13 protein-coding genes are annotated in these 19,104 nt (G+C 71.5%); 5 read left to right on the top strand and 8 right to left on the bottom strand.

Annotated features, from left to right (window positions below; genetic code table 11):
- The first annotated feature begins 82 nt into the window (after nucleotides 1-82).
- The 3 genes from ACWF94_RS03985 (at nucleotide 83) to ACWF94_RS03975 (ending at nucleotide 4,688) form a co-directional block, all read left to right on the top strand.
- On the top strand, nucleotides 83-1,627 hold the full coding sequence (locus ACWF94_RS03985; protein WP_453484432.1) for a GAF domain-containing sensor histidine kinase: 1,545 nt from the start codon (nucleotides 83-85) through the stop codon (nucleotides 1,625-1,627).
- Nucleotides 1,628-1,772: 145 nt separating this feature from the next.
- On the top strand, nucleotides 1,773-2,975 hold the full coding sequence (locus ACWF94_RS03980) for an MFS transporter (protein WP_453484412.1): 1,203 nt from the start codon (nucleotides 1,773-1,775) through the stop codon (nucleotides 2,973-2,975).
- Nucleotides 2,976-3,158: 183 nt separating this feature from the next.
- Nucleotides 3,159-4,688, top strand: coding sequence for an acyl-CoA synthetase (locus tag ACWF94_RS03975; protein ID WP_453484410.1), 1,530 nt, complete (start codon nucleotides 3,159-3,161; stop codon nucleotides 4,686-4,688).
- Between the two features lie 24 nt (nucleotides 4,689-4,712).
- Here ACWF94_RS03975 and ACWF94_RS03970 read toward each other — a convergent pair whose 3' ends face one another.
- Nucleotides 4,713-6,086 (bottom strand): MFS transporter, encoded by a 1,374-nt coding sequence (locus ACWF94_RS03970; RefSeq protein ID WP_453484408.1) that lies wholly within the window; start codon nucleotides 6,084-6,086, stop codon nucleotides 4,713-4,715.
- A 187-nt stretch (nucleotides 6,087-6,273) separates the two neighbouring features.
- On the opposite strand from ACWF94_RS03970, the gene ACWF94_RS03965 reads away from it, so the two are divergent.
- Nucleotides 6,274-7,065 (top strand): VOC family protein, encoded by a 792-nt coding sequence (locus ACWF94_RS03965; RefSeq protein WP_453484406.1) that lies wholly within the window; start codon nucleotides 6,274-6,276, stop codon nucleotides 7,063-7,065.
- Between the two features lie 96 nt (nucleotides 7,066-7,161).
- Here ACWF94_RS03965 and ACWF94_RS03960 read toward each other — a convergent pair whose 3' ends face one another.
- The 7 genes from ACWF94_RS03960 to ACWF94_RS03930 form a co-directional block, all read right to left on the bottom strand.
- A complete protein-coding gene (locus ACWF94_RS03960) occupies nucleotides 7,162-9,132 on the bottom strand; it encodes an RICIN domain-containing protein (RefSeq protein ID WP_453484404.1) in 1,971 nt (656 codons plus the stop codon).
- A gap of 691 nt (nucleotides 9,133-9,823) precedes the next feature.
- Nucleotides 9,824-11,998: an ABC transporter permease gene (locus tag ACWF94_RS03955; RefSeq protein WP_453484402.1), complete on the bottom strand. Its 2,175-nt coding sequence runs from the start codon at nucleotides 11,996-11,998 to the stop codon at nucleotides 9,824-9,826.
- 88 nt (nucleotides 11,999-12,086) lie between these two features.
- The gene (modA, locus tag ACWF94_RS03950) at nucleotides 12,087-12,890 is read right to left on the bottom strand and encodes a molybdate ABC transporter substrate-binding protein (RefSeq protein WP_453484401.1); all 804 of its coding nucleotides are present in this window, start codon (nucleotides 12,888-12,890) and stop codon (nucleotides 12,087-12,089) included.
- Nucleotides 12,891-13,046: 156 nt separating this feature from the next.
- Entirely contained in the window at nucleotides 13,047-13,442 is a 396-nt protein-coding gene (locus tag ACWF94_RS03945; protein WP_453484430.1) for a TOBE domain-containing protein, read from the bottom strand.
- 454 nt (nucleotides 13,443-13,896) lie between these two features.
- Complete coding sequence (locus ACWF94_RS03940; protein WP_453484399.1) at nucleotides 13,897-15,201, bottom strand: MFS transporter; 1,305 nt, start codon at nucleotides 15,199-15,201, stop codon at nucleotides 13,897-13,899.
- On the bottom strand, nucleotides 15,198-16,409 hold the full coding sequence (locus ACWF94_RS03935) for a PLP-dependent cysteine synthase family protein (protein WP_453484397.1): 1,212 nt from the start codon (nucleotides 16,407-16,409) through the stop codon (nucleotides 15,198-15,200). Before ACWF94_RS03935 ends, ACWF94_RS03940 begins: the two co-directional genes overlap by 4 nt.
- Before the next feature lie 1,526 nt (nucleotides 16,410-17,935).
- Nucleotides 17,936-18,136 carry a hypothetical protein gene (locus ACWF94_RS03930; protein WP_453484395.1) on the bottom strand — a complete coding sequence of 67 codons (201 nt, stop codon included), beginning with the start codon at nucleotides 18,134-18,136 and terminating at the stop codon, nucleotides 17,936-17,938.
- A 217-nt stretch (nucleotides 18,137-18,353) separates the two neighbouring features.
- Here ACWF94_RS03930 and ACWF94_RS03925 point away from each other — a divergent pair, with 217 nt between their 5' ends.
- Complete coding sequence (locus tag ACWF94_RS03925; RefSeq protein ID WP_453484394.1) at nucleotides 18,354-19,061, top strand: tectonin domain-containing protein; 708 nt, start codon at nucleotides 18,354-18,356, stop codon at nucleotides 19,059-19,061.
- Nucleotides 19,062-19,104 lie beyond the last annotated feature (43 nt).

Below are 19,104 nucleotides of genomic sequence, written 5' to 3'. Positions count from 1 at the left end.
GGGCGACGGCGGGGCCGGACCGAAGGGGACAGCCGGGCCGAAGGGGGCAGGCGGACCGGAGGGGACGGGCGGGCCGAAGGGGATGGGCGGCGGCGCCCGGCTGCCCATGCTCCTCGAAGCCGTGCTCAGCGTCGGTGCCGAGCTGGAGCTGCCGACCACCCTCCAGCACATCGTCGACACCGCGACCGAACTGGCCGGTGCCCGCTACGGCGCGCTAGGCGTCGTGGACCCCGAGCGCGCGGTGGTCACCGAGCTGTACACCGCCGGTCTCAGCGATGCGGAGCGGGAGCGGATCGGGCGGCTGCCGAGCGGGGAGAGCGGGCTCGTCGGTGTGCTGATCCAGCATCCGCAGCCGCTGCTGATCAACGATGTCACCACCGACCCCCGGGCCTCGGGTGTGCCCGAGGGGCACCCGGAGATGCGCTCGTTCCTCGGCGTCCCGGTCCGGGTGCACACCGAGGTGTTCGGCAATCTCTATCTGTCCGAGAAGCGCGGCGGCCCCTTCACCGAGGAGGACCTCGCGCTGCTGCGCGTGCTGGCCTCGCAGGCGGGTATCGCGATCGGCAACGCCCGGCTGTACGAGACGGCCCGCCAGCGGGAGCGCTGGATCGAGGGCGCGGCGGCCGTGACAACCGCGCTGCTCACCGGCGAGAGCGCGGAGGACGCGCTGATGACGGTCGCCGAGCAGGCCCGTATCCTCGCCGACGCCTCGGCGGGGGTGGTGCTCCAGCCCACCGATGACGGCGGGATGGAGATCGTCGCCGCCTCCACGGTGGACGACCCGGGCGACATCGTCGGTACGACCATCGCGCCCGGCTCCCCCGTCCTCGTCCAGTTGCTCGGCGGCGAGCCGGTCTTCATCGACGACTCGGCGACCGATCCCCGGATGACGACGCATGTACGGACCCGGTTCGGGCCCTCGATGATGCTGCCGCTCCAGAGCGGCGGCCGGCTGATCGGCACCCTCGCCCTGCCCAGGGCACGCGGTGGCCGCCCCTATACGGCCGTCGAACGGCTGCTGGCCTCGCAGTTCGCCTCACAGGCCGCGCTGGCGCTGGTGCTGGCGGACTCCCAGCACAACCGGGAGCAGCTCGCGGTCTACGAGGACCGGGACCGGATCGCCCGCGATCTGCACGATCTCGTCGTCCAGCGGCTGTTCGCGACGGAGATGATGCTGGAGTCGACCCGCAAACGCGCCGCGGCCGGTGAGGCGGACGAGCTGCTGGGCCGGGCGGTGGACGAGCTGGACTCCACGATCCAGGAGGTAAGGACCGCGATCTTCGCGCTCCAGCAGCCGCCCGCGGAGGCTCCGACGAGTTTCCGGGGCCGGGTGCTGCGGGAGACGGCGGGGGCGTCGGCACTGCTCGGCTTCCGGCCGTCGGTACGTTTCCGGGGCGCGGTCGACGCGCTCGTACGGGAGCCCGCCGATGAGCGGCTGCTGGCCGCCCTTCGCGGGGCGCTGGCCGCGGCGCACCGGCGGCCGGGGGTGAGCGCGGTCGAGGTGGATGTGGACGCCACGGCGCGGCTGTCCGACGGCCGGGCGGGCGTACGGCTCCAGGTCACCGACGACGGCCGCCGCGACGACGGCGCGCGCGGCACGACGGTCACCTGGCAGGCCCCGCGCTGAACCGTGCCGCCCGGGAGGCCCGGACGCTGAACCGTGCCGCCGGGGAGGCCCGGACGCTGACCCGTACCGCCGGGGAGGCCCGGACACTGATCCGTACGGACCAGTTCAGCGCGCCCGGGGACCCGGACGGCTCTTGACTTGGCGGGTGGACACCGTCGCGAAGCCCTCCCCCGCCGCGTACCGGAATCTCGTCGTGGCGACGGTCGGGTTCACGCTCACCTTCTGGGCCTGGAATCTGATCTCCCCGCTGGGCAGCGCGTACAAGGACCGGCTCGGGCTGAGTTCGTTCGAGCAGTCGCTGCTCGTCGCCGTCCCGGTGATCGTCGGCTCGCTCGGGCGGGTCCCGGTCGGCGCGCTCACCGACAAATACGGCGCGAAGCTGATGTTCCCGCTGGTCTCGGCGCTGACCATCGTGCCCGTACTGCTGCTGATCCCGGCGAAGGATTCGTACGGTCTGATGCTGGTGGTCGGCTTTCTGCTCGGGCTCGGCGGTACGACGTTCGCGATCGGGGTGCCGCTGGTCAACTCGTGGTTCCCGCCCGCCCGGCGGGGATTCGCGATCGGGGTGTTCGGCATGGGCATGGGCGGTGTGGCGCTCTCCGGCTACTTCACCCCGCGGATCGCGAAACACGGGGAGGACCTGCCGTTCACGGTGGTCGCGATCGCCCTCGCCGTCTTCGCCGCGCTGGCCGCCGTACTGATCACCGACCGGCCCGACCGCACCGTCCCGACCGCATCCCTGGCGAGCAGACTGGGCGGGGCCGGACGGCTGCGGGTGACCTGGGAGCTGTCGGCGCTGTACGCGATCGGGTTCGGCGGGATCGTGGCGTTCGGGGTCTATCTGCCGACGTATCTGAAGACCTGGTACGACCTCGACCCGACGGACGCGGGGACGAAGGCGGCGGGATTCGCCCTGGTGACGGTGGTCTTCCGCCCGTTCGGCGGCTGGCTTTCGGACCGGGTCCACCCGGCGCTGGTCACCTCCACCGCACTGGGCCTGGTGGCGCTGATGGCGATCGTCCAGGCGTTCGACCCGCCGCTGGACCCCGGGGGCACCGTCACCCTGCTGTGCATGGCCGGTGGCCTCGGCACGGCGAGCGGCAGCGTCTTCGCCCTGGTCGCCCAGGTGACCCCGCAGCCGAAAGTCGGCAGTGTGACGGGCATCGTGGGCGCGGTGGGCGGCCTCGGCGGGTTTGTGCCACCGCTGGTGATGGGCGCGATCTACAGCGCGAAGGGGTCGTACTCCATCGGGTTCATGCTGCTGTCGGACCTGGCGCTGGCTGGATGTGTGTACGCGTACGGGCGGATGCGCAACGTCCGGCCGGCGGAGCCGGATGGCCGGGGCTGAGCCGTCGTCGAGGGGCGGGATCGGGAGGTGGCGGGGTTCGGAATCGCGGGACGGAAGGGGCAAGGGGAAAGAGGAGGGGCGAAGGGAGGGCGCGGAGGGAGGGCAAGAGGGAGAGACAGGGCGGGGGACAATGGGGTGCCGGCCGGGCCGGTGCTTCCTGGACGATCCGATGGAGGACGACGAGTGAGTGACCTCTTCCCCGCGCTGCACACCGGCTCGGACCGGCCCGCCCTGCGCTTCGGGGAGCGCGGACTGACCTATGGGGAGCTGGCGGGAGCGGCGGGGGCGCTGGCCGTACGGATCGGCGGGGCCTCGCGGGTCGCGCTGTGGGCCACCCCCACGCTGGAGACCGCGGTGGGCGCGGTGGCCGCGCTGCTCGCCGGGGTGCCGGTGGTGCCCCTCAACCCGAAGACCGGGGAGCGCGAGCTGGCGCACATCCTCACGGACAGCGCGCCCGCGGCCGTCCTGGCCGGGCCGGGCGACGAACTGCCCGGCGCGCTGGAGAAGGTGGAGCGGGTCGACATCCCGGTGACGGGCGTCGCGGGCCCGCTGCCCGGGGACCCCGGGCCGCTCGCTCCCGCGCTGATCGTCTACACCTCGGGCACGACCGGGCCGCCCAAGGGAGCCGTACTGCCCCGGCGCGCGGTCGCCGCCACCCTCGACGCCCTGGAGGACGCCTGGGCGTGGACCGCCGACGACGTCCTGGTGCACGGGCTGCCGCTGTTCCATGTGCACGGGCTGATCCTCGGCGTGCTCGGGCCGCTGCGCCGGGGCGGTGAGGTGCGGCACCTCGGGCGGTTCTCGGTGGCGGGTGTGACCCGGGAGCTGGCGGGCGGCGGCACCATGCTCTTCGGAGTGCCGACGATGTACCACCGGCTGGCCGAAGCCCTCGACGGCGAAGGCCGGGAGGCCCTTGCGGGCGCCGGCGATGACGAAGACCGGGAACCCCTTGAAGGCTCCGGCAACGCCGAAGGCAGGGGGCCGGACCACGGGCTGACCCGGGCCCTCGCGGGGGCTCGGCTGCTGGTGTCGGGGTCGGCCGCACTGCCCGTCCATGACCATGAGCGCATCGCGGCGGCTACCGGCCGGCGGGTGATCGAGCGATACGGCATGACCGAGACGCTGATGAACACGAGCGTACGGGCCGACGGGGTGCCCCGCCCGGGGTCCGTCGGGGTACCGCTGCGCGGGGTGGAACTGCGGCTCGTCGACGAGGACGGCTCCGGGATCACCGCGCACGACGGCGAGACCATCGGCGAGATCCAGGTGCGCGGCGAGAATCTGTTCACCGAGTATCTGAACCGGCCGGACGCCACGGCCGCGGCCTTCGACCAGGGCTGGTTCCGCACGGGCGACATGGCCGTCCGCGACCCGGACGGTTCGGTCCGGATCGTCGGCCGCAAGGCCACCGATCTCATCAAGTGCGGTGGCTACAAGATCGGGGCGGGCGAGATCGAGAACGCGCTCCTGGAGCATCCGGGCGTCCGTGAGGCGGCGGTGACCGGTGAGCCTGACCCGGACCTGGGCGAGCGCGTGGTCGCCTGGATCGTCCCGGCGGACGCGGGGGCCCCGCCATCGGCGGAGGCCCTGACGGCCCATGTCGCCGCCCAACTGGCTCCCCACAAGCGCCCCCGCACCATCCACTTCCTCGAAGCGCTCCCCCGTAACGACATGGGCAAAATCCTCAAACGCGCCCTCTCGGCCATGTCCTGAACCCGCCCGCGCACCCGCCTCGGCTCACGGCTTCGGCGCCAGCGCGTCGTATCTGGCGAACCCCCGCCACCGCAGCGCCAGCAGCGACACCGCGACCACGCACGCCACCCCGCCCCCCGTCACGGCGATCATCGGTGAGGTCAGATCGGCGACGCTGCCCGCGAGGAAGTCCCCCAGCCGGGGCCCGCCGGCGACCACCACGATGAACACGCCCTGGAGCCGGCCGCGCATCTCGTCGGGGACGGCCGCCTGGAGCATGGTGCTCCGGTAGACCATGGAGACCGTGTCCGCGAACCCGGCGAGGGCCAGGAACAGCAGCCCGAGCCAGAGTTCGCGGGTGAGGCCGAAGACCGCGATGGCGGTTCCCCAGGACCCCACCGCGAGCAGTATGGCGAGCCCGTGCCGCCGGATCCGGCTCAGCCAGCCGGAGAACACGCCGCCGAGGAGGGCACCGAGCGCGGGGGCGGCGACCAGCAGGCCGGTGGTGGTGGCGTCGCCGTCGTACCAGAGGACCGCGATCGCGGGGAACAGTGCGCGAGGGTGCGCGAGGATCATGGCGCAGAAGTCCGTGAAGAAGGTCATCCGCAGGTTCGGCCGCGTCGCCAGAAAGCGCAGTCCGTCCCGTACGGAAGCCCTTGTCGCCCCCTCCGCCCCGTCGGCCCCCTCGGCTCCCTCGACCCTTCCGACTTGCCCGGCTTCCCCGGCTCCCTCGGCTCCGTCCGCTCCGTCCGCTCCGTCCGCTGCTTCCGCTGCTTCCGCGCCCTTGCGGCCCGCCCGCTCCGGCAGCATCGACGGCAGTCGCCACATCGCGTACAGGGACGCGGTGAAGGCGAGCACATCGAGGCTGTACGCGGCCTCGTACCCCGCGAATCCGACGATCAGCCCGCCGAGCATCGGACCGATGAGCGTCCCGGACGTATTGGTCATCGAGCCGAGCGCGTTGGCGGCCGGGAGCTGCTCGGGCGGGAGCAGCCTCGGGATCATCGCGCTGCGGGCCGGGGAGTTGACGGCCGCGCAGACCGCCTGGAGGGCGACCACGGCGTACAGGAAGAGCACATCGTGGAAGTCCGCGAACGCGGCGACGGCGAGGGCCACGGACAGGACGGCCGATCCGCTCGCGCTGACGAGACCGACCCGGCGCCGGTCCATGGTGTCGGCGATGGCTCCGCCGTACAGCCCGAAGGCGACCAGCGGCACGAGGGAGCAGAGCCCGACGAGCCCCACGGCGAAGGTCGAGCGGGTGATGTCGTACACCTGGAGCGAGATGGCGAGGGTGGTCATCCCGTGCCCGATCCAGGAGATGGTGTTGCCCAGCCACAGCCTCCGGAAGTCGGCTGAGCTGCGCAGCGGGGTGAGGTCGGCGAGTATCCGGGGGCGGGCGGAACCGGGGGGCGGCATGGGCGAAGTATATGGGTGCCTCAGGCACCCATATTGGCACCTCACCCCAAGGTGTACGAATTATGTTCGATTCTCGGGTTCGGCGCGCGCGGTCCCCCAGGAGCCCCTAGCGTGAAGAGCGAAAGTACGTTCGAGTGAACGTGCGGGACAGCCTTCGAGGCGACGTGCGAGGAAAGGCGGTGGCCCCATGGCCGTACGACCGGAGGGAACACCCTGCTGGACGGACGCGATGTTCCCCGACATCGAGGCCGCCAAGAGTTTCTACGGTGAGGTGCTGGGCTGGACGTTCGGCGAGAGCGCCGAGGAGTTCGGCGGCTACACCCAGGCGTACCGGGACGGCAAAGCGGTGGCCGCCGTCTTTCCGCAGCTGCCGGACGCGGACGGTGGACCGGCCGCCTGGAACCTCTACTTCGCCACCCCCGACGCGGAGGCGACGGCCGCGAGAATCCGGGAGAACGGCGGCACACTGGCGACGGAGCCCATGACCGTCGGCGACTTCGGCACCATGGTCACGGCCCAGGACCCCACCGGGATGTTCTTCAGCGCGTGGCAGGCGCACAACCACGAGGGCTTCGAGAAGACCGGTGAGCCGGGGGCGTACGCCTGGGCCGATCTCTGCACTCGCGAGCCGGCGCGGACGGATTCCTTCTTCACCGCCGTCTTTCCCTACCGGGTGCGTCGGATGGCGGTCGAGGGCGTCGACTTCCAGCTGTGGAACGTCGGCGACGACCCGGTGGCGGGCCGGCTGCGGATGACGGACGAGTTCCCGCCCGACGTCCCGTCGTTCGTCAATGTGCACTTCTCGGTGGCGGACACCGATGACGCCGTCGCCACCGTCGAAAAACTGGGCGGGCGGCTGCTGCAGGGGCCGATGGACAGCCCGTTCGGCCGGTTCGCGACGGTGTCGGACCAGCAGGGCGCCGTGTTCACGGTCATCGATCTGACCCGGCTGGAGGGTGAGGTCCCGCCGCTGATCTGACGCTGATCCGCCGCCGCTTGTCCGACGCCGAGCTGCCGATCCGCCGCTGATCCGACGCCGACCCACTGATCCGCCGCTGATCCGACGCCGATCCGACTAGCGCCAGGGGAGCGTGCCGACTGATTCGGCGAGGGCCAGTTCCAGGATCCCGGCGAGCCGTGCCGTGTCGATCCGTTCGAGGGGGATCAGCCGCAGCGGGGAGCGTACGGGCGAGTCGTCCGGTGCCGGTGCGCGGCCCTCGTCGCTGACCCCCCGTACATCGCGGGACTCCCCGAAGCGGGATGCTTCGTCGGCGGGCTGGGCGCGCTCCGGCGGGGGCGGTGACGCGCTCCCCTCGACGGGTCGTGAGGAGCGCTCGGCGGTCGGGGAGGCGTTCACCTCCTGGGAGGTGGGGGTGCTCGCCGCGGAACCGGGCCGGAGTCGCGGTGTCACGGCGGTGGGGTGGTCCAGGGTCCAGCGCTGCGCGGGCGATCCGTCACGGACCTTGACCACGGCGGGCGATCCGGCCCCGTCCGAGCCGGGGACGACGGCGAGCGATTCGTTCCAGCGGGGGATCACCCGGCCCTGGATGGTCAGGTCGTACCGTACGTCCGGCCCGGTCTCCGCCGTGGCGTCCGCGCATTCGGCGAGGACGAGCACGCCGTCCAGTTCATGCGAGTTCAGACAGAGTCCTGGCACGGCTGCGGTGCGCAGCAGGCCGTCGTCCTCGTAGGTCCACTCCTGGGTGATGGAGCCGGCGCAGCGGGTCAGGACCGCTTCAGCGGCGGGCTCGGCGAGGCGGTCCCGGACGTCGAGGCAGAGGCCGGACCCGGTGTGGCGCAGCCGGGTGGTGAACGGGCCCACGGGGTGGGCGGCGGAGGTCGCCGACGGCGGGGGCTGGGGCGGGGGCTCGCCACCGCCGCCGGGAACGGGGCCGGCGGAGACGCTTTCGCCGGGTGCCGCGGGGGTGGCGGTGTCGTCGTCGGCCCACAGTTCGCTGACGACGGTCACGACGGCGAGCAGCCCGGTGACGACCCCGAGGCCGGTGACGGCCGCCGTCCGGCCGCGCTGCGAAGCCCCCCGGCCCCTGGAGGGCGCGGCGGGCGTCCGGCTCTCGGCGGCCATCGGGCCCCCGGCGGGCATCCGGCCCCCGGCGGCGAGGAGTGGCAGCGCGCGGGAGCGTCTGCGGCGCGAGTGCCGCCCCGGGCGCCGCAGCCGTGCCCGGGCGGCGGCGGCCCTCGCCTGGTAGCGGGCGTCGGTGCGGGTGGGGCGGGAGTCCAGATACGGCTGGGCGGCCGTGCCGAGTATCCCCTCGGCGAGCAGCAGTGCGAGCCGGCAGTCACCGTGGTCGAGTTGTTCGGCCGCGAACCGGCAGTGGCGGCATACGGCGAGATGGGCCCGGATGTCGGGGATCAGGGCGCCGCCGCGGCGCAGGGACACATCGAGCAGCCGGTTGTAGTGGCGGCATTCATTGTTCTGCGCGAGTTCCAGATGGGCCCGCAGGATGCCCGCCCGGAACAATTCCCGCGCCTGGTCGAGTTGGGCCGCCGCACCACGGGGTTCGATCGCCAGCAGACCGGTCGGTACGGAAAGGTCATCGGCCTCGACCTCGGCATGCCACAGAAGGCATTGGGCGGGGCCGGGCAGGGACAGGAAGGACCGTGAGACCAGCGCCCGGTTCTCGTTGAGTGCGAACATTTCGGCGGGAACCGTGCGGCCGGACCCGGGATTCCGGAGTTCGGGCAGCTCGGTGACGCGTTCGTCGACCGCCCACGACCTCCCGGTCTGCCGGGCCGCCGTCAGCAGGAGGGGCCGAATGGCGGCGGTCGTACGGGCCTGCCGGAGATTGTCCAGAACCTGGTGAAAGGCGGCCGTGGTCAGCAGGGTGGCGGCTTTGGCCGTGGGGGTTCCGATGTACGCGTAGTCGAAGACCGGTTGCCAGTGTCTCGCCAGCAGCAGTGCCACCGGCCCGGCCTCGTCTGTTCCGCCACCGGCACGCAACGCGGCGGCCAGGCCCTCGTCGGAGGCCCCGGAGTCGAGTCCGGTGCGGGCGGGCGGCGGGGAACCCTGGAAGCGGAGCTTGCGCATATGACGTCATTCCATCCGGAGCATTGCGGTGGGGGGTGGAGCTGTACGCCCTGCCCGCGGTCTACGGGCAGAGGATTTCGGTCAATGGGGTCGCTGAGAACACTGGGATCACTGAGGTCACTTCCGGGAACGCCGTGCGGATGTCGCACGAACGGCGCGAGAGCGGTGCGGGGCAGTGCCGTTGAAAGTCGTTGAAAGTCGTTGAATCTCGCCGGAATGAGCACGCGCAGGGGGTCGGTATCGCTTGCCAATTCGAACGGTTGAACAGAAACGACCGGGTTCGGACGTGGGGAGGCTCACCCTGGCACAACACACCGGCAGGGAACAAGAGTTCAAGAACTGTCGGCTCACCGTCGCCGCACCAACAATGAAAAGAAATGTTCCGGACGTGCTTCGATATGACTGGTTCAGCCGGAGCCAACCGGGCACGAGCACCCTCGTTCAAGCACCGAGTTGTCGAACACGGACTGTTCGGCGGCGTTCTCGCCAACCGTCCCGGTACTACCGGCCGTTCCCTCGCCCGCACCCGGGCCGTCTTCCCGGGGCCCGTGCTGCCGGCGGCTCCCCCGGGGCGCGTACTGCCACGGCTCCCCCGGGGTCCGTACGCCGACTGCCCCCCGACCGCTCCCCCGGGCCCGTAGTGCCGACCGCTCCCGCTCCCCGTGCCGTCGACCGGGCTCCCGGAGCGGTCTCAGAGCGCGACGACCACGGCCTCGGTCGCCTTCACGCTCGTCCAGACGGCGGTTCCGTCGGCGAGTCCCAGTTCCGCGGCGGCCTGCGGGGTGATCTCCGCGACCAGATCGGGCGCCTGCGGGGAGGTGATGAGGACGCGCAGCCGACTGCCGCTCGCGGTGATCTCGCGGACCGTCCCGGGCCAGACGTTGCGCGGGCTGCCGCCGGGCCGCTCCCGGTGTACGGAGACGGCCTCGGGAGCGATGATCGCGAGCGCGTCCGTACCGGCGGGCAGTGGTTCGGCGACGACGAGCCGCCCGCCGCCCGGCAGCGCGAGACCGCCCGGGGTCGCCGTGCCCGGCCAGGCGTTGCGGCCCAGCATCCGGGCGACCCACGGCGAGCGCGGATGGCGGGTGACCTCGGTGGGCGGCGCGTACTGCACCGCGCGCCCCTCGTCCAGGACGAGCACCCGGTCGGCGAGCGAAACGGCCTCCACCGGGTCATGGGTGACGATCAGACAGACCCCGCCGAAGCCTTCGAGATGGGTACGCAGGGTGTGACGCACCCGGGCCCGGGTGGTCTGGTCGAGGGCGGCGAGCGGTTCGTCGAGCAGCAGCAGCCGGGGCCTGGCGGCCAGGGCACGGGCCAGCGCCACCCGCTGGGCCTGCCCTCCGGAGAGCTGGGCGGGCCTGCGCCGGGCGAGCTGCCCCACCCCGAGCCGGTCGAGCCACGCCTGCGCGCTGCGGCGGGCCTCGGCGCGCGGCACCCCATGGGCGCGGAGCCCGTACGCCGTATTGCTCAGCGCGCTCAGATGCGGGAAGAGCGCGCCGTCCTGCGGGACCCAGGCGACGCCGCGGCGGTGCGGCGGCAGGGCGGTCACCTCGGTGTCACCGAGCCGGAGTTCGGCGTGCGCGCGGGGCGTGAGGCCGAGGAGCGCGCGCAACAGTGTGGTCTTGCCCGCGCCGTTGGGACCGACGACGGCGATCGTGGTGCCGGGCCCGGCATCGAGCGCGAGCCGGGTGAAACCGGTGACCTCGGCACGCAGCGACCACGGCTCGGGTTCTCCGTGCGCGGATTCCTGGTGCGCGGGTCCATTGCGTTCAGGGCCCTGGTGTACGGCGCCTCCGTGTGCGGCCGTTGGGGTTCCTGGTTCTGGTGATGCGGGTTCTGCTGGTGCGGGTTCTGGTGGTGCGGGTTCCGGCCCTCCGGATTCTGCTGCTCCGGATTCCGGTGATCCGGAGGCGGGCGCTCCGGGAGCCGGGGGCTCGGGAGCCAGGGGGTCGGCCGCCAGGGGCTCGGGCGCAGGAGGCTCGGGGGCGTCGTGTGCCTCCGGTGCGTCCTGCCGTACGGACCGCGCCCTGTCGGTACGGTCGGCGGTCGCTCCCCCGGTCCACCGTCCGCGCAGCGCGACCAGCACCGCCGTCGCGATGGCGAGCAGCAGCAGCGAGAGCGAGGTGGCGGCCTCCGGCTGATCCTGAAGGAGGAGATAGACCTGGAGCGGCAGGGTCTGGGTGGCCCCGGGCAGATTCCCGGCGAAGGTGATGGTCGCCCCGAACTCCCCGAGCGCACGTGCCCAGGTGAGCGCTGCTCCCGCGATCAGCCCCGGGGCCACCATCGGCAGCGTGACGGTGAGGAACACCCGTACCGGAGAGGCGCCCAGCGAGGCCGCGGTCTCCTCGTAGCGCGGGCGCAGCCCCCTGAGCGCGCCTTCGAGGCTGATGACGAGGAACGGCATGGCGACGAAGGTCGCGGCGACCACCGCGCCGGAGGTGTGGAACGGCAGGACGATCCCGAAGGTGTCCTCCAGCCAGGGGCCGATGAGCCCCCGGCGGCCGAGACCGAGGAGCAGGGCGACACCCCCGACGGTGGGCGGGAGCACCATCGGGAGCATCACCAGGGACCGCACGAACGCCTTCCCCGGGAAACGGACGCGCGCCAGCAGCCAGGCGAGCGGCACCCCGAGCAGCAGGGAGAGCCCCAGCGCCGAGAAGGAGACCAGCAGCGAGAGCCTGAGCGCCTCGGTGACACCCGGACTGCTCAGATGCGTACCGACATCGCCCCATTCGGTACGCACCAGAATGCCGAGCAACGGCAGCAGCAGAAACGCTACGGCGATGAGCGCGGGCACGACGAGGGCGACGGGCGCACGGGCACCTGCGGGGTAACGGCGGTGAGGGCGGTGACGGCGTTTCATCGGCGGTCCCTGGTGTACATGGTGCGCGGGGGGTACATGGAGCGCAAGGTGTCCATGGTGCTACGCGCGCCCGTCCGGCCCGGCTTCCCTAGGGCCGCTGGAAGCCCGCGTCCTGGAAGATCCGCTGAGCCGCCGGGGTGGACAGCCAGGCGACAAACGCGGCTGCCGCCTCCGCATGCCCGGATGCCTTCAGGGTCGCGGCCGGGTACTCGGCGATCGCGTTCTGCTCGTCCGGGATCTCGACCGCGTCGACCTTGTCGGCGGCGGTGGCCGCGTCGGTCCGGTAGACGAGTCCGGCGTCGGCCTCGCCGAGTTCGACCTTGCTCAGGACGGCGCGGACGTTGGGCTCCTGGGAGACCGGCTTCACCACGATGCTCTGGGCGTCGAGGATCTTCTCGCTGTACCGCCCGACAGGCACCTCGGGCGCGGCGAGTACGACCTTCAGCTTGGTGTCCGCGAGATCCTTGAGACCGCCGATCTTCTGGGGGTTGCCCTCATTGGTGGCGATCACCAGGCGGTTCTTCGCGACGACGGTGGGCGTCCCGGTGTCGGCCTTCAGCCCGTCCATGGTCTTGGTGTCGGCGGTCACCAGGGCGTCGGCGGGCGCGCCCTGCCGGACCTGCGCGGCGAGTTCCTGCGACCCGGCGAAGGAGAACGTGACCTCGGTGCCGGGGTGCTCCTTCTCGTACGCGGCACCCGCCGTCCTGAACACATCGGTCAGCGAGGAGGCGGCCAGCACCGTGAGGTCGGCCTTCGGCGGGGCGCCGGAGGACCCGGCGGCCCTGGCCCCCGGGCGTTTCTCACCGTCACCGTCACCACAGCCGGCGAGCGGTACGAGCAGGGCCGCGCTCAGGGCGACGGCGGCGGCGCGGCGGGTGGGGGCGGAGGTCATGGGGCGTCGCTCCTTGCTGAGCGGTGGATTCCCGGCCCGGCGGCTCGGGACCGTCGGAGCCTTGGGGGAAACGGCACAGGGCCTCGCAACGGTCGGAGCCGGACCCCGGAGAGGACGGACCGGGTATCGCGCGCGGCCGACGCGCACGCGCGGGTCTCACACGCGGTCGATGTGCACACTGGTCGACTTCACCCGCGCGGTGGCCCGCATACCGACTTCAAGCCCCAGCTCCTCGACCGCTTCCCGGGTCAGCAGCGAGACGAGCCGGTGCGGCCCGGCCTGGATCTCGACCTGCGCGGCGACATCACCGAGTTTGACGGCGGTGACAATGCCGGGGAACGCGTTCCGGGCCGAGGTGTACGCGACCTCCTCCTCACCATGGCCGCTCTGGCCGACCTCGATGGAGAAGGCAGCGAGATCGCGTCCGTCGATGACCCGGCGTCCGCCCTCGTCGCGATGGGTCGCGACCCTTCCGGCGTCGGCCCAGCGCCGCGCGGTGTCGGGGCTGACGCCGAGCAGCTGTGCCGCCTGACCGATGCTGTAGGACTGCATATGCGCCAGATTAGGCACGTACTCCTGGCATTCACAAGGTTTATTCCACATGATGGCCGCATATGCGGCCACTGGGCCCGCCGTCCGACTCCGCGCGGCGCTCAGCGGATACCCCGTACGGGTGCCCGTGGGGTGATCATCGGCGCTCGTCGCATGCTGATTGTCAGTGCCGGGCCGTACCGTGGAACACGTCCTATTCCACGCGCTGGCTGCGCGCGACTCGGACCCGGTGGCCGGACCTGACAGCGCGGGTCCGGCCGCTCGACGGTCGGGGCCGCCGCGTGGCCCGGCGAGGAGCGCGGCCGCCTGCGACCTCGACCCCGAAAAACCCCGACACCGTCCCTTCGACGGGCTCGACGGGCTCGACGGGCCATAGGAGCTGTACGGGTATACGGGCATGCTGGCAGAAGGGCGGGCGAAGGCTTCCGCCCGCCCCTCCGGTACCGAGCGTGGGTCAGACCACTGCCGACCGGGCCTTCGGCTGGGACGCAAGGGGCGCGAGGCGTCCGGTGCGGTGGAGCCCGTAGAGGGCGGCGGCGCAGGCGAGGCCGAGCGCGAGGAGCGCCAGCCAGGGGAGCGCGGACATGCCGGCGGCGCGGGCCGCGTCCAGCGAGACCCCGGTGAGCAGGTTCCCGAGGGTGATGCCGACGCCGCAGACAGTGTTGTACAACCCGTAGTGCGTGGCCACCAGCCGGTCCCCCGAGAGGCGGATGATGGTGTCCATCTCGAACGGGTAGGCGACCATCGTGCCCAGGGCCAGCAGCAGCGCGGACAGCGCGGGCGGTACCGCGGCCAGCAGCCACCGCCCTGCTCCCTGTGCCGGTACGGGTAGCGCCGTGGCCGCGAGGAGGGGGACGAACGCCACCCCCATGGTCAGCAGCCCCCAGGTCAGCGCACGTCCCGGCTCCAGCCGCGCCTTGCACCAGGCGGTGACCCTCGTCTGGAAGAGGATCGTGCTCAGCCCCGAGACGGCGAACAGCACCGCCACCGCGGCCGTGCCGAACCGGCCTTCCCCGCCCAGGCGCCGGACTTCGAGCGGCAGCGCGAGGTAGACCTGAAAGGTCATCACATACGAGCCGACCATCGCCAGCGAGAAGAGTACGAAGGAGCGGTTGGCCAGGATGCCGCGCCACTGGGAGAGCACACTCTCAGGTCCGCCGTCCGGCCGGGCGTCCGCGTCATTGCCCCGGCGCGCGGGCAGGGCGCGGATCTGCACGATGCTCAGCACGGCGAAGGTTCCCGCCGCCACCAGACAGGTGACGCGGAAGTCGACGCCGGTCAGCACCATGCCGACCAGCGGACCCAGCAGGATGCCCGCCTGGTAGAAGACGTTGAAGAGGGCGAACGCCTCGACGCGCCGCTCACCCGCGTCGGCGGCCAGGTACGCCCGCGTGGCCGGGTTGAACAGGGCCCCGGCCAGCCCCGTCGCGGCGGACGCGGCGATCAGCGCGGGCACGGAGTCCACCAGCCCCATGGTCGCGAACCCGACGACACGCAGCACCATTCCCGCGATGATCATCGGCTTGTAGCCGAGCCGGTCGGCCAGCGTGCCGCCGATCAGGAACATGCCCTGCTGACTGAAGTTGCGTACGCCCAGGATCAGTCCGACCAGCCAGCCCGCCAGCCCCAGCGGGCCGGCCAGGTGGGTCGCCAGATAGGGCATAAGCATGTAGAAGCCGAGGTTGATGGTGAACTGGTTCACCATCAACAGCTGAACGCTCCGATCGTACGTACGGACCTGCGCGAGGGTGCCCTTCATCGGGTCCCGTCCTCCTCGGCCGCGTCGGAGCCTGCGATATCGGCGGCGGCTTCGGAAGCGGCGGCCTGCGAGGCGTCGGCGATATCGGCGGCGTCTTTTGCGGGATCCGCTCCTCCCGGCTTCCGCTCCTGGGCGCGCAGCGCGAGCGGATCGAGCACGGTGGTGCAGCGGGACCAGCGGGTGACCTCCTTCTCGTCGAGGCTGCCGATCACCTCGGGTTCAGGGGACGGCGGCGCGTCGAGCAGGCCGTGGGCGGCGCAGTAGTCGTCGTCGTAGACGGTGCCGAGGTATCGCTGCGGACCGTCGGGGAACACCGCGGCGATCCGGGACTCCTGGGGCAGGGCGCCGGCCAGCCAGCCGGCGACCAGGGCGACCGCCCCGACGCTCCAGCCGCCGGTGGCGTAGTGGGAGGTGGCGAGTTGCCTGCACGCCCATACGGCCTCGGCGGGGGCCACCCAGTGCACCTCGGAGAAGTGGTCGTACGCGACGTTGCGGGGATAGATGCTGGAGCCGAGTCCGCGCATCAACCGGGTACGCGCGGGCTGGCCGAAGATGGTGGAGCCGATGGTGTCCACCCCCACCAGTGTCAGATCCGGGTAGAGCTGCCGCAGCACGCGTGAGACACCCGCGGAGTGCCCGCCGGTACCCACACTGCACACCAGCACATCGATATGCCCCATCTCGGTGGCCAGTTCGAGCGCCAGCGGGGTGTACGCGCTGGTGTTGTCCGGGTTGTTGTACTGATCCGGGCACCACGAGTCCGGATGCCGCTCCAGGAGCCGGGCGACACGGTCACGCCTGGCCTGCTGCCAACCGCCGGTGGGGTGCGGTTCGGAGACGACATTGACCTGCGCGCCGTACGCGGCCAGCAGCCGTGTCATGGAGGACTCCAGACCGGGGTCGGTGACCAGGGTGACCGGATGGCCGTAGACCATGCCCGCGAGGGCGAGGCCCAGCCCAAGAGTGCCGCTGGTGGACTCGATGATCCGGGCGCCGGGCTTCAGATCGCCACGGGCGCGGGCGCGTTCGACCATGTGCAGGCCGGGACGGTCCTTGATGCCTCCGGGGTTGAAGCCCTCCAGCTTCGCCCAGAAGCCGCGCCCGGCCGGAGCGAGGGGCTCTGAGATCCGCAGCAGTGGCGTGTTGCCGACCAGTCCGGAGAGGGCTGACCTGCTGGGAGGAGTCACATGGGTGATCGGGGAATGCATGGCTTCGCTCTCGTTCGGTGGTGCGCGTCGGTATTCACTCGGGACGCATGCCGCCTGCGCGGGGCCGGGCGATCCAGCGCCCGGGCCCTGGTCATGGGCAACACCTGGGCGCGGTCGCGGGCCCTGGCATCGCACGGGCATGGGCATGGGCATGCGGCAGCCGTCGGGGACGGCCGCACGGCGAGTGGTCTAGATGCGCCACCGACAGATGCTGGTCAGCGTCGATCGGCCGGACAGGGCTATGAGTGATCTGGCGGAACCCGGCAGGAGAGCCCGCGATTCCCCTGCTGTGAGCCTGCCCGCCAGGGCGGGAGACGGCATCGCTGTCGCAGCGGCGGTGGGCTGACCCTCACTCAGAACCTGGGGAATGAGTCCGGGGAAGGCACAGGCGGAACCGCCGTGGTGGTGATGGTCCTCGGGATCATCCCCGGAATCACGCTGCGTGAATTCAGGGAGAGGGGCCACCGGCACGACCTGCCGACCGGGGTTGCCCGAAGCGATGCCGGGGTCCCCGAAAGCCGGGAAAGAGCAGTTGGCCGTCGCGATCAGCAGCCCGCCCACAAGAGGGGCAAGCAGTCTCCACCGAAATAAAGAAGCCCGGCGGAAAAATGGCAGCGGAAATCGATGGAACATACGTCCCTCATCGAGCAGTCCTCACCCGCTCGGAGCGGTGGAGAGGATCACGATCGTGCGGCGGCGAGGCAGCTGGACAGGCAGATAGACAGACACGGCGATGCACACCCGCCACCGGGCATGGAAGCAATGGAAAAGAATTCCGAAGGGTCGAACAACTCCGGAAGCAGGGCTCAGCGATATGAGCGTGCAACACGGGGAAACCCGCCGGAACCCGCCGGGCGGCTACACCTGAAGAACGGCCGAGGCTCTGGAATGCGCCACCGGCGGAACGGCCGGCACCGCCCCGGGCAGCGCCAGGGAACTCGGAAGACCCCGCTGCACTGTGAACCGCTCAGCCGACGTCGAGGGGCACGGCGGCTCCACCGCAACTCCCTGCTGCGGCCCCCTGGGTGCGCACTCGTGTGCCGGATGACCCGAGTCATGACCACCGGCGGGTGCCACCCGTACGGCCGCGCCGACTCCCCCGTCGGCAGGGGCGAACGCGGTCACGCCTGGAGTCGTATGCGCCGCGGCGTCTTTCGCATTCGCGCAATGCAGGGAAAACAGACCGATGAGCAGAACGGCCAGGCCGACGACACGCAGCAGACTTCCCGAGGGACGAGCCTGCATCGGATGGCGACCGGACCGGACTGTAACCATGCCGTGATCCTAGCGGGTCTGCCCTCCCCGGGGAAAACCGGGCTCCGGATGGCGTGTTACCAGCACACCCTCACCACGATGAATGTTTCCGCTCTGTCTCATATTCGCCGGACCGAGGGAGCATTTCGAGAGAAGGCTCCCACAGCAGGATTTCGACGGGCACCCGGGACAAGCCGCCCGTCTCCCCCGGCCGGCCATTCGCACACACATTTGGCGGCGTGCCGTTCACCGCGCTGCGGATCGTCTCCGCGCTACCCGCGCGACGAACGGTCCGAGTTCCTGAGCGCCCCACCGCAGCGGGTTCCCTCCTCGGCGAACGCGGCGAAGGCGGCGAACGCGGCGAAGGCGGCGAAGGCGGCGAACCGGCCACGCCACCGACGGGCGGACTCCGGCGTGGACGCGCACCGACGAGTGACCTCGGCATGCGGCGCCGTCCCCCCGACGGGAGGCATGGCCTGGTATCCGTGTCGATCCCCCCTGGGTGGGACAGTGCTTTGAGTCGAACTGGCCCTGGGCGAGCCGCTCCCGCCCCCATCCCGTACGGGCGGCAGGAGTTCAAACACTGATCACTGGCTTGTTTGACAGCAGGACAAGCGTTCGCCCCCCTTATCGGCTCATCGCATCGCGGAGGATGGCAGCCACTTCCGTGCGAAGAAGGGTGTTCTCGGCATGGCGGATTGGGTGAAGATCGCAGGCAGTCTCTCGGCGATCTCGGCGGGGTCCAGGACGACAGTGTGGGGTGTGAACGCGGCGAGCGCGATCTACCGGTACACCAACTACGACGGCAACCCGTGGATCAACGTCCCGGGGGCACTGAGCGACATCGGTGCCGCATCGGACGGCACCGTGTGGGGTGTCAACAGCGGCAACCAGATCTACCGGTACACCGGCGACCAGGGCACGACGAACTGGGTGGGCATCGACGGGAGCCTGGTCCGTATCGACGCGGGCTCCCGGACGAACGTGTGGGGCGTGGACTCCGCCGGTGGCATCTACCGGTACACCAACCACGACGCCAACCCGTGGATCAAGATCCCGGGGGCACTGAGCGACATCGGCGCGGCGGCGGACGGCACCGTGTGGGGCGTCAACAGTGGCAACCGGGTCTACCGGTACACCGGCGACCAGGGCTCGGACCCGTGGGCGGATGTCGCCGGCAGCCTCAAGCGGATCGCGGTCGGCTCCCGGACCAACGTGTGGGGCGTCGATCCGGCCGGCAGCATCTACCGCTACACCAACAACGACGCCAGCGGCACCAACCCGTGGATCAAGATCCCCGGCACCGCCACCGACATCGCGGCCGGCGCCGACGGCACCGTATGGCACATCAACAGCGGCGGCGACATCTACCGGTACACGGGCGACCAGCCCAGCTGATCACAGCCCCGTCCGATGTGCGGGCCCCCGGCCGGGACAGGCC

This window comes from Streptomyces sp. NPDC055078 (genome assembly GCF_053607985.1).
Note: the sequence above shows the minus strand (reverse complement) of the source record. Positions and strands in the feature narration are given on the sequence as shown.